The sequence below is a fragment of the Ruegeria sp. YKSF131 genome, from assembly GCF_059612645.1.
The window spans coordinates 24,383-33,983 of the sequence record NZ_JBXWQZ010000052.1; the positions used below are offsets into that span (position 1 = coordinate 24,383).

11 protein-coding genes are annotated in these 9,601 nt (G+C 56.8%); 2 read left to right on the forward strand and 9 right to left on the reverse strand.

Annotated elements, in window-relative coordinates; translation table 11 throughout:
- Nucleotides 1–57 precede the first annotated feature (57 nt).
- Together AC2FLZ_RS16655 and bmt are read left to right on the forward strand one after the other, a co-directional pair.
- Nucleotides 58–378 carry a DUF1476 domain-containing protein gene (locus tag AC2FLZ_RS16655; RefSeq protein ID WP_496714490.1) on the forward strand — a complete coding sequence of 107 codons (321 nt, stop codon included), beginning with the start codon at nt 58–60 and terminating at the stop codon, nt 376–378.
- Nucleotides 379–502: 124 nt separating this feature from the next.
- Nucleotides 503–1,516, forward strand: coding sequence for a betaine--homocysteine S-methyltransferase (bmt, locus tag AC2FLZ_RS16660; protein ID WP_480472607.1), 1,014 nt, complete (start codon nt 503–505; stop codon nt 1,514–1,516).
- A 6-nt stretch (nt 1,517–1,522) separates the two neighbouring features.
- Here the strand turns inward: bmt and AC2FLZ_RS16665 are convergent, their stop codons facing one another.
- The 9 genes from AC2FLZ_RS16665 to AC2FLZ_RS16705 all read right to left on the reverse strand — a co-directional run bounded on the left by AC2FLZ_RS16665 (nt 1,523) and on the right by AC2FLZ_RS16705 (nt 9,439).
- Entirely contained in the window at nt 1,523–2,299 is a 777-nt protein-coding gene (locus AC2FLZ_RS16665) for an enoyl-CoA hydratase-related protein (RefSeq protein ID WP_480472605.1), read from the reverse strand.
- A 75-nt stretch (nt 2,300–2,374) separates the two neighbouring features.
- Entirely contained in the window at nt 2,375–2,830 is a 456-nt protein-coding gene (locus AC2FLZ_RS16670) for a cytochrome c-type biogenesis protein (RefSeq protein WP_496882442.1), read from the reverse strand.
- Nucleotides 2,827–4,791, reverse strand: coding sequence for a heme lyase CcmF/NrfE family subunit (locus AC2FLZ_RS16675; protein WP_496882443.1), 1,965 nt, complete (start codon nt 4,789–4,791; stop codon nt 2,827–2,829). Before AC2FLZ_RS16675 ends, AC2FLZ_RS16670 begins: the two co-directional genes overlap by 4 nt.
- A 75-nt stretch (nt 4,792–4,866) precedes the next feature.
- A complete protein-coding gene (locus AC2FLZ_RS16680; protein ID WP_496714486.1) occupies nt 4,867–5,445 on the reverse strand; it encodes a holin family protein in 579 nt (192 codons plus the stop codon).
- The gene (locus AC2FLZ_RS16685) at nt 5,436–6,047 is read right to left on the reverse strand and encodes a holin-associated N-acetylmuramidase (protein ID WP_496882444.1); all 612 of its coding nucleotides are present in this window, start codon (nt 6,045–6,047) and stop codon (nt 5,436–5,438) included. The genes AC2FLZ_RS16680 and AC2FLZ_RS16685 overlap by 10 nt, the downstream gene beginning before the upstream one ends.
- A gap of 118 nt (nt 6,048–6,165) precedes the next feature.
- Entirely contained in the window at nt 6,166–6,612 is a 447-nt protein-coding gene (gene ccmE, locus AC2FLZ_RS16690) for a cytochrome c maturation protein CcmE (RefSeq protein ID WP_209504023.1), read from the reverse strand.
- A 7-nt stretch (nt 6,613–6,619) separates the two neighbouring features.
- The gene (gene argC, locus AC2FLZ_RS16695) at nt 6,620–7,648 is read right to left on the reverse strand and encodes an N-acetyl-gamma-glutamyl-phosphate reductase (RefSeq protein WP_496882445.1); all 1,029 of its coding nucleotides are present in this window, start codon (nt 7,646–7,648) and stop codon (nt 6,620–6,622) included.
- A gap of 94 nt (nt 7,649–7,742) precedes the next feature.
- Nucleotides 7,743–8,552, reverse strand: coding sequence for a glutamate racemase (locus AC2FLZ_RS16700; protein WP_480472593.1), 810 nt, complete (start codon nt 8,550–8,552; stop codon nt 7,743–7,745).
- An 8-nt stretch (nt 8,553–8,560) separates the two neighbouring features.
- Entirely contained in the window at nt 8,561–9,439 is an 879-nt protein-coding gene (locus AC2FLZ_RS16705; RefSeq protein WP_480472591.1) for a lysophospholipid acyltransferase family protein, read from the reverse strand.
- Between the last annotated feature and the right edge of the window lie 162 nt (nt 9,440–9,601).

Sequence of the window (9,601 nt, forward strand, 5' to 3'; positions counted from 1 at the left end):
GAGTGTCCTATTGTCATATCATCAGTGAGAAACGGTAATCCAAGGGGTCCCCAACCAATGACCACATTCGACGAACGTGAAGCCGCGTTTGAAAGCAAATTCGCCCATGACGAAAAGATGCAGTTCATCGCTCGGATGCGCCGCAACCGCTTTATGGCTGTCTGGGCGTCTGCGCTGAAGGGCGAAACTGTTGAACAGGCACGGAAATACGGCCAGGAACTGGTTCATACCGACCTACAGCATGTCGGCGAAGACGATGTTGTCGAGGCGGTCAAAACCTACTTGGGTGATCTTGCGGATGAAGCCACGATCCGTTCGAAAATGGCCGAGCTTCTGGTTGAAGCCAAAGAACAGGTGATGGTGGAAGGCGAGCACTGATTGCCTGAAATGCAAAATTCATGATCTTCATGAGTTTTATGAAATTGATTTGACGCCCTGGTCATGAGACACGGGGCGTCTCTGTTTTTTTGCAGCGTTTATACGCTTTTTCTGGAATAACCCTATGACAAACGCGCTGAGCAAACTTCTGGACACCAAAGACGCCATCCTTGCGGACGGTGCAACGGGGACCAATTTATTTAACATGGGTCTGCAATCAGGTGACGCGCCTGAGCTGTGGAATGTGGATGCTCCGGACAAGATCAGGGCGCTTTACCAGGGTTCCGTCGACGCGGGCAGCGACCTGTTTCTGACCAACACGTTTGGAGGCACTGCGGCGCGTCTGAAACTGCATGATGCGCAGAACCGCGTGGGCGAGCTGAACCGTATCGGCGCAGAACTTGGACGTGAAATCGCGGACAAAGCCGGGCGCCCTATTGTCGTGGCCGGATCGGTTGGACCCACCGGCGAGATTATGGAACCGGTCGGCAGCCTATCGCATTCCGACGCGGTTGAAATGTTCCATGAACAGGCCGAGGCTTTGAAAGCGGGCGGAGTTGACGTTCTTTGGGTGGAAACCATCAGCGCGCCAGAGGAATTCCGCGCGGCAGCCGAGGCCTTTGCGCTGGCCGACATGCCCTGGTGCGGCACGATGAGCTTTGACACGGCCGGGCGCACGATGATGGGTGTCACCTCGGCCGATCTTGCGCTTTTGGTTGAAACCTTGCCAAACCCACCGATCGCTTTTGGGGCCAATTGTGGCACCGGTGCGTCGGATATCCTGCGCACGGTTCTGGGTTTTGCAGCGCAAGGCACCGAGCGTCCGCTGATCTCAAAGGGCAATGCGGGCATTCCGAAATACGTGGATGGCCATATCCATTATGACGGGACACCCGAACTGATGGGTCGGTATGCTGCCATGGCACGGGATTCGGGCGCAACAATCATCGGCGGGTGCTGCGGGACCATGCCCGATCATCTGCGCAAAATGCGCGAAGCGCTGGATACCACTTCGCGCGGCGAGCGCCCGACACTGGATCAGATCACCGAGGCACTGGGGCCGTTTTCGTCGGCTTCGGACGGAACCGAGGACGACGCAGGCCCCGAACGCCGCACGCGTCGCCGTCGCCGCGCCTAACGCTTATCAACGCCCTTCGAATTTCGGAGGGCGTTTTTCCATGAACGCCACCACACCTTCTGCAAAATCCCGCGACCGGCCACATTCACCTTGAAGATGCGCCTCGGTTGCAAGCTGCTGCTGCAATGTGTTTTCGTAGGTCCCGCGGATGGCACGCTTGATCGCGCCATAGGCGGCGGTTGGACCTTTGGCCAGATATTCTGCCCTTTTGTGCCAATGTGCGGCAAACGCATCATCGGGGACAGCTTCCCAGATCATGCCCCATTCTTCGGCCTGCCGGGCGCTGATCTTGTCAGCAAACAAGGCGGCCCCCATTGCTTTGGCCAAGCCCATCTGACGCGGCATGAACCAGGTGCCCCCGGCATCGGGCAGCAAGCCGATACGTGCAAAAGCCTGCAGGAAATACGCACTCTCCGTTGCAATAACCACGTCCGCACACAGCGCAAGGTTGGCCCCTGCCCCCGCAGCAGGTCCGTTTACAGCCGCGATCGTCGGAACAGGACAGCTGTGGATGGCTTCCAGCATCGGCTCGTACTCGTCGCGCAATGATCGTTCCAGATCGATCTTGCCGGTCGATGATGCATCTCCCAGATCCTGCCCGGAACAAAACGCCGGCCCCGCGCCGGTGATAACGATACAGCGCGCTTTAACCGCGGCATCTTTCATCGCGTGGGTAATCTCTGCCCGCATCCGAGTGGTCAGCGCGTTCATCTTGTCCGGTCTGTTCAGGGTCAGAACCGCCAGACCATCCGATATGTCCAATAGAACCGTTTCGTAATTCATGAAAACTTTTCCCTCGCGCCACGTGTTTCAGCACACTTACTTGTCCGGGCAGGATGGGAAAAGCAGAACCAAACGTCAGTCTTCAAGAATTTGGCGAAGGCGTTCCTGTTCTTCCGCACTTAGAGCTTCGGTTTCACCCGAAACCTGCGCCCTTGCGCGTGTGCGAAGAAAGTTCAGCCCGACTGCGGCAGCGATCAGCAGCATGATCGGCCCGGCAAGCCACAACAGCAGGTTCGAACCACTGGTGGTGGGCTTGAGCAGGACATATTCGCCGTAGCGGTCAACGATAAACGAGATGGCCTCTTCGTCGCTGTCACCCGCAACCAAACGTTCGCGCAAAAGCAGACGCAGATCGCGCGCCAGATCGGCGTTGCTTTCGTCAATGCTTTCATTGCGACACACCAGGCACCGCAATCCAACACTCAGGTCGCGCGCCCGCTGCTCCAGAACCGGGTCGTCCAGAACTTCATCAGGTTGTACCGCAAACACGGGTGCTGCAAGCAGCAGCAGGATCAGAACAAGGCTCTTCATTCTGCGGGTACTCCGCCAGCGGGGGATTTACGCGCGCCTGCGGCGACGCGGAAGCGCCTGTCGCTCAGGCTGAGGACACCGCCGAGCGCCATCAGGATACATCCACCCCAGATCCAGTTCGCCAGCGGTTTGATATAGGTTCTCATGACCCAGCCACCGTCTGCCTGCTGATCCCCGATGACGACGTAAAGGTCACCAAAAAAACGATAGTCAATCGCGGCCTCGGTCGTCGGCATGCGTGCAACGGGATAATCCCGTTTCTCGGGATGCAGCGTTCCGATGGCGCGACCGCCCTTTTCCACCAAAACATCAGCCGTGGTTGAAAAATAGTTCGGCCCCTGTACCCGTCGCACGTCCTGCAACGTCAGTGTAAACTGACCTACTTCGAACGGCTGGTTCAGCTGCGCCACACGGATATCTTCTGCCTCCCACGCGGTCAGACCGGCAATCGCAAAGATCGTCACGCCAAGGCCGGTATGGGCAACTGCCTTACCCCAATCGGCCCCCGGAAGTCGGATCAGACGTTTGAAGCTGCCATTGCGGCCTGTCCGGCTCCACAAATCAATGGCGGCACCGAAAGTGATCCATGCCCCCAGAAACAGGCCTACGGGCCCTAGCGCGCTGCGACCGGTCTGCATTGCCCAAACCAACAACGCAATCGCCAGCGCCAGACCAAAGGCATAGCGCAGGGACCAGGCCGTTTTGCCCAACCGACCGCGTTTCCACGGCAGCATGGCCCCGATCGGCAGGATCAGACCCAGCAAAACCATGAACGGTGAAAAGGCCGCGTTGAAAAACGGCGCCCCGACCGAGAGTTTGCGGTCGAACATCATCTCGGCCACCATCGGCCACATCGTCCCGACAAAGACAACGAAACAACTGACCGCAAGAAGGACATTGTTCACGATCAGCGCGCTTTCGCGGCTGACCATGCCAAAAACGCCCTTGGCCTCCATCGCCTGCGCCCGCGCGGCAAACAAGGTAAGCGCGCCACCGATGAAGAAGACCAGAATGATCAGGATGAACACACCGCGTTCAGGATCATTGGCAAAAGCATGTACCGAGGTCAGCAGACCTGAACGCACGATAAACGTGCCGATCAGGGAAAATCCAAACGCAATAATTGCCAGCAGAATGGTCCAGCTTTTCAATGCTTCGCGCTTTTCCACGACAATTGCCGAGTGCAACAGCGCCGCCGCTAGCAGCCAGGGCATGAAGGATGCGTTTTCCACCGGGTCCCAGAACCAGAAACCGCCCCAGCCCAGTTCGTAATAAGCCCACCAGGATCCCAACGCGATTCCGATAGTCAGGAAAACCCATGCCGCCAGTGTCCAGGGGCGCACCCACCGGCCCCATGCTGCATCGATACGCCCTTCGATCAGGGCAGCAATCGCAAAGCTGAATGCCATGCTCAGCCCGACATAGCCGAGGTACAAAAACGGCGGGTGGAAGGCCAGCCCAGGATCTTGCAGCAGTGGGTTCAGGTCACGCCCGTCAAACGGAGCGATGGCAAGCCTGTCAAACGGGTTCGACGTGAACAGGATGAAACCGAAAAACGCCACGGCAATGGCCGACTGAACGGCCAGAACACGGGCCTTGAGTGTCGGTGGCAAGCCGCCACCAAAGAAAGCCGCCATCGCTCCAAACAGGGTGACGATCAGCACCCACAGCAGCATGGATCCTTCGTGGTTGCCCCATGTTCCGCTGATCTTGTACAGCATCGGCTTTGCCGTGTGGCTGTTCTCGACCACAATCCTGAGGGAAAAGTCAGACGTTACAAACGCCCAGATCAAAGCACCAAATGCAAACGCCGTCAGCAGGAACTGGACGATCGCGGCGGGCTCTGCAAAGGCCATCCAGCCGGTCCAGCGTTTTGAGGCGCCGATAAGTGGAACAACGCTTTGCACTATGGCGACAAAGAACGCGAGGATCAGGGTGAAGTGGCCAAGTTCTGTAATCATGCCCCGGAATATACGCCGGTGCGGAACCGGGGGCCATGACCTTTAGCTAGTTCTGCACGCACAAAGTGTCGCGGGTCAGATACCGCGAAGCTTTCGCCAATCGTTCAGAGCCTGGTTTTCTTCGGGAAGTACGACATCGCGGGTCAGTACAGCATCCGGACCGGGATCGGCAGCACCGGGGCTGTCGCTCTGCATGGTGCGCAAGGCCTGGATATTGCTCATGACCGTTGGCAGTTGCGTCATGGTTGAGCGGATATCCCGCTGAAAATCCTGAATTTTACTCTGGTGACGCGCGCCAAAGTAAAACGACACGATCACGCCCAGCAACCACCACAGCGGCTCTGGTACCAAGGCTATGCCCTGCATCCGTGCGGCAAACCATATTGGGTCGACCATGGCGGCAACGAACAAGCCAAGCGTACCCAATGCCAGCGCCGGGCGCGGCAACCTGTTCACGCCGTCCATGACACGGTCAAACAGACCCTTCTGAGGCGCCTGAAATTCGGAACCAAACTGTAACATGGCCTGAGTTTGAACCTCATTTGCGCGCACCGCGCTTGCTTCTGTGTTTTCACGATAGAGTTCTGCGGTTTCCTGCAAGACGTTGCGGCCGTTTCCAAACAGCAGCGCCAGCACACCTGAAATCAGCCCCATGCCGCGATCCTTTTGTTAAAATCGCTGTCCGAAAGGTGATAACGCGGCGAAAGAAACTCTTCGGCCCGTATTATCCAGCCGCCTTTGCCGCCTGATCGGCTACGCGCGTATTTTCTGGATGCAGGCCGCCGATCAGCAAGGCGAAAATAGTAATTTCGCCGCGCAATCCCGTAAGCGTCGCGCAAGACGCCGGGCTCTGGCTGCGCCGCGCTTTCGCAGGCCGCCACGGTTTGCGGGCCGATTATGCCATCGGCAGTGACGTTAAACCCCATTTCCTTTAGCAGCCGCTGAAGAATCTTCACCGCCTGCGCACCGGCATTCACATACATGTCGAAAACAGAGGCATGCAGGGTTTCGGGCAGCTCACCAATGCGCGGCTTGTCGAAATAATGCTGCACAAAGATGTCGACCGCTTGCCGAGGGGACAAAGCGCGCACATCCGCCTCGTCAATCCGGCCGTCGCCGGTCAGATCCAAGCCCAGCCTGCGCAGAGTGTGAATCGTGACCCCGAACTTGGTTGCTCCGCCCGGATCGTCGGGGTCATAAACAAAGCCCCCTTCACGGGCCACAATATCTTTGGCAATTTGGTGTACCGTTTGCATACCACCCTCGTAACGTTAGGTGGCCACACCGTTTCCGACAGACATTAACGATTCAAAACGAAACGGAGCGCTGCATGCACCATGCACGCAACGCTCCGAAGCAGGTTCAGAGTTTTTTTTAGCTTTCTTCCGCGCCTTTATAGACACCTTGCTCTTTCAGAGCGTCCATGACCTCTTTCGGCATGTAGGTTTCATCATGTTTGGCAAGAATTTCTGTCGCTTCAAAGACGCCGTTCACGTAACTGCCTGTGCCGATCATTCCCTGATTTTCCGAGAAAAGGTCAGGCAGAACACCTGTGAATGAGACAGGAACGCTTTCGCCGCCATCCGTTACAACAAAACGAATGGTTTCGCCCTGTCCGCGGATGATCGAACCTTCTTCGACCAAGCCGCCAATCCGGAACACTTCGGTTGGTTTCGGCGGCTCAGCAATCACCTCACTGGGTGAGCGGAAAAAGTTGATCCCGTCCTGCAATGCCCAGCCAATCAACGCTGTTGCCGCCACCAAGGCAACAACTGCCACCAGAATGACTTGTACGCGCCGACGTTTCTTGAGCGTTTTCATACCATCCTCACGGGAAAAGCGGGGCCATCATCAGGCCCAGAGTTTCATCTTCACCTAACATCAGGTTTGCGTTCTGCAAGGCTTGCCCACTGCTACCTTTTGTCAGGTTATCCAGCGCTGCAATCACAATTGCGCGCCGCTCAATCCTATCCGCCACAACACCGATATGACAGAAATTTGACCCCCGCACATGGTGGGTTGAAGGAGTCTCACCTATCGGCAGCATCTGGATGAACGGCTCGTCCGCGTAGGCTTTGGCAAGCGTTTCGTAGATGCTGTGCGGGTCGCCCTTCACATAGGTTGTGGCCAGAATACCCCTGTTTGCAGGGATAAGGTGGGGCGTGAACTGCACATGCACAGCCCGACCGGCAAGTTTCGAAAACTCCTGATCAAACTCGCCAAGATGTCTGTGCGTCCCTCCAACGGAATAGGCGTTGCTGCCTTCGCTCAGTTCAGCGTGCAGCAGGTTTTCCTTCAATGACCGCCCTGCCCCTGACACGGCGCATTTCAGGTCCAGAACGATATCGTCCAGATCAATGACCCCGGCAGATATCAGCGGCCGCAGAACATATTGCCCGGTCGCCGCATTGCACCCGGTGCCCGCAACAAGCCGTGCCCCCTTGATGTCTTCGCGGTAGAACTCGGTCAGACCATAGATCGCCTCTTCCTGCTGTTTTAGCGCGGTATGCGGATTGCCGTACCATTTTTCGTACTCGTCAGGGTCGGCCAGCCGGAAGTCGGCAGACAGGTCAATGATTTTCAGATCTTTCGGCAAGTCCCGGATCACTTCCTGACTGGTTTTGTGCGGCAAAGCGCAAAAACACAGGTCAACCTGCGAAAAGTCGATCTCGGAGATTTTGCACAGATCAGGCAGATCCATGTGGCGCAGATGCGGGAAAACCTGCGCCATGGTCATGCCAGCCTTACGTTCGGCGGCCAGCGCGACGATATCCATGTTCGGGTGCTCGGCGATCAGCCGCACCAGTTCAGCGCCGGTATAGCCCGAAGCGCCCAAAATTGCGATTTTATGGGTCATGTCAGACCTCTTTCACTTGAGTGTCACATGTTTCGACCGCCGATGTGACGGCCTTGAAATAAGGGAAGCAAAGTGGCTGCGTCCTTGACCTAAGTCAGGCAGCCTGGAACGTGATTTGTCGTCGGAGGAACTGCGTCGCCCGGTCGCTGACTACATTGGGTTTGCCAGTTGTCAGAAAACCACTCGGGCCCTCGCCCAACATGTTGGGGTGACGTTGCAGGTAATCTGCCAGACTGTCAGCAACAAGCGCACCCTGGCTGTAAACCTGCACATCATCACCCAACGCCGCCTGGAATGCTTCGGCCATCAACGGGTAATGCGTGCAGCCCAGAATAGCAGCCTGAGGTTCTGGCATTTTGCGTTTCAGCGCATCCACATGGCTGCGCACCAAGGCTTCGGCCAGGATCATGTCACCGTCTTCTATGGCATCCACAACGCCGCCACAGGCCTGTGCCTCGACATCTACTCCGATGGCCCGAAATGCCAGTTCCCGCTGAAAGGCCCTGCTGGACACGGTGGCAGGCGTTGCAAACAACGCCACATGTTTGACGGCCACTTCGCGCGGCGGAGAATTGTCGCCCCATTGCCGTTCGGTCAGTGCTTCGATCAACGGGACAAAAACGCCAAGAACGCGTTTGCCGCTGGGCACGCCTTCTTCCTGCATCCGCCGCAACGCTGCGGCGCTGGCGGTGTTGCAGGCCAGAATCACCAGATTGCAGCCACGCGACCACAGATCCTGAACCGCCTTGCGGGTCAGCTGATAGATATCCTCGGCATCACGCACACCGTATGGCGCGTGTGCACTGTCTGCAAAATACAGGAAATCAACGTCCGGCAGACGTTGCTGTGCGGCACTCAGGACGGTCAGACCGCCCAAACCGGAATCGAAGATACCTACTGCCATTAGATCACTCAGGCGCGATGCCGTTCCTCAAACTCATAGCCGTAATCATAAGACTTCAACGGCGTTGGAGACAGCTCATACGTGGCTTTGCGCAGGAAATCCATCATCTTGCGCGTATCCTTGCTGAGCGGGTCCAGAATGTCGCGCCTGATCGGCTCTCCGACTACGACCTTCACCGGTGTATCAACGCGTTTCTTGAACTCTTTGATCAGCAGGCCCATCCGCAAAGTACTGTGCAGATGGCTGGCGATCTGAAACAGACGAGAGGTGTGGCCATCAAAGAAAACCGGAACAACTGTGGCATTCGATTTTGCAACCATCCGCGCAGTAAACCCGCGCCAACCCGGATCCATGGGGTGGGAAAACGGCTTAACCCCTGTGCTGACCGTGCCGCCTGGAAAAATGCCGATCGCCCCGCCTTCACCCAGATATGTGAGTGCGGTTTTGCGGGTCTCAAGGTTCAGCTGCATCGCCTCTTTCGTTTCATCAAACGAAATTGGCAGAATGATGCGATTCAGGTCTTCGGCCTTGCGAAACACCCGATGGGCCAGAATGCGGAAATCACCCCGCGTCTCGGACAGGATATGTCCCATCATCAGGCCATCCAGAATTCCGTAGGGATGATTGGCAATCAGGATCAGAGGACCGTCTTTCGGGATATTCGAAAGCGATCCCCCCGCCACGTCCAGTGTCAGCCCATAGCGTTCGACCATCACAGCCCAAAAGTCGCGCCCATTGGCAACGTCTTTCTCGTACCCGTCCGCGCGTTTGATCAGGCGCATACGGCCCGTCGTGTTCTCCATCAGCTTGATGACCATCCGCCCACCTTTGGTTTCGGCGGAATGCGCATAGGAAATGTCGCGAACGGCATGACGACGGGAAGGCATATGGGTCTCCGGTTTGCTGCCTGCAAAATAAGTGCAAGTAACAATTTTGCCTAGGCAGCACACTCATTAAATTCTGTTCAATGGCATATGGTTGTGATTCAATTCCTACAGATCAACAGGCTGGAGCATGCAAATGGCGCGATCGGATATGAGCGATCTGGA

Excerpts from the sequence above, each read along its gene's own strand:
- AC2FLZ_RS16655 (WP_496714490.1), top strand. The coding sequence starts at position 58 with ATGACCACATTCGACGAACGTGAAGCCGCGTTTGAAAGCAAATTCGCC.
- bmt (WP_480472607.1), top strand. The coding sequence starts at position 503 with ATGACAAACGCGCTGAGCAAACTTCTGGACACCAAAGACGCCATCCTT.
- AC2FLZ_RS16665 (WP_480472605.1), bottom strand. The coding sequence starts at position 2,299 with ATGAATTACGAAACGGTTCTATTGGACATATCGGATGGTCTGGCGGTT.
- AC2FLZ_RS16670 (WP_496882442.1), bottom strand. The coding sequence starts at position 2,830 with ATGAAGAGCCTTGTTCTGATCCTGCTGCTGCTTGCAGCACCCGTGTTT.
- AC2FLZ_RS16675 (WP_496882443.1), bottom strand. The coding sequence starts at position 4,791 with ATGATTACAGAACTTGGCCACTTCACCCTGATCCTCGCGTTCTTTGTC.
- AC2FLZ_RS16680 (WP_496714486.1), bottom strand. The coding sequence starts at position 5,445 with ATGGGGCTGATTTCAGGTGTGCTGGCGCTGCTGTTTGGAAACGGCCGC.
- AC2FLZ_RS16685 (WP_496882444.1), bottom strand. The coding sequence starts at position 6,047 with ATGCAAACGGTACACCAAATTGCCAAAGATATTGTGGCCCGTGAAGGG.
- ccmE (WP_209504023.1), bottom strand. The coding sequence starts at position 6,612 with ATGAAAACGCTCAAGAAACGTCGGCGCGTACAAGTCATTCTGGTGGCA.
- argC (WP_496882445.1), bottom strand. The coding sequence starts at position 7,648 with ATGACCCATAAAATCGCAATTTTGGGCGCTTCGGGCTATACCGGCGCT.
- AC2FLZ_RS16700 (WP_480472593.1), bottom strand. The coding sequence starts at position 8,552 with ATGGCAGTAGGTATCTTCGATTCCGGTTTGGGCGGTCTGACCGTCCTG.
- AC2FLZ_RS16705 (WP_480472591.1), bottom strand. The coding sequence starts at position 9,439 with ATGCCTTCCCGTCGTCATGCCGTTCGCGACATTTCCTATGCGCATTCC.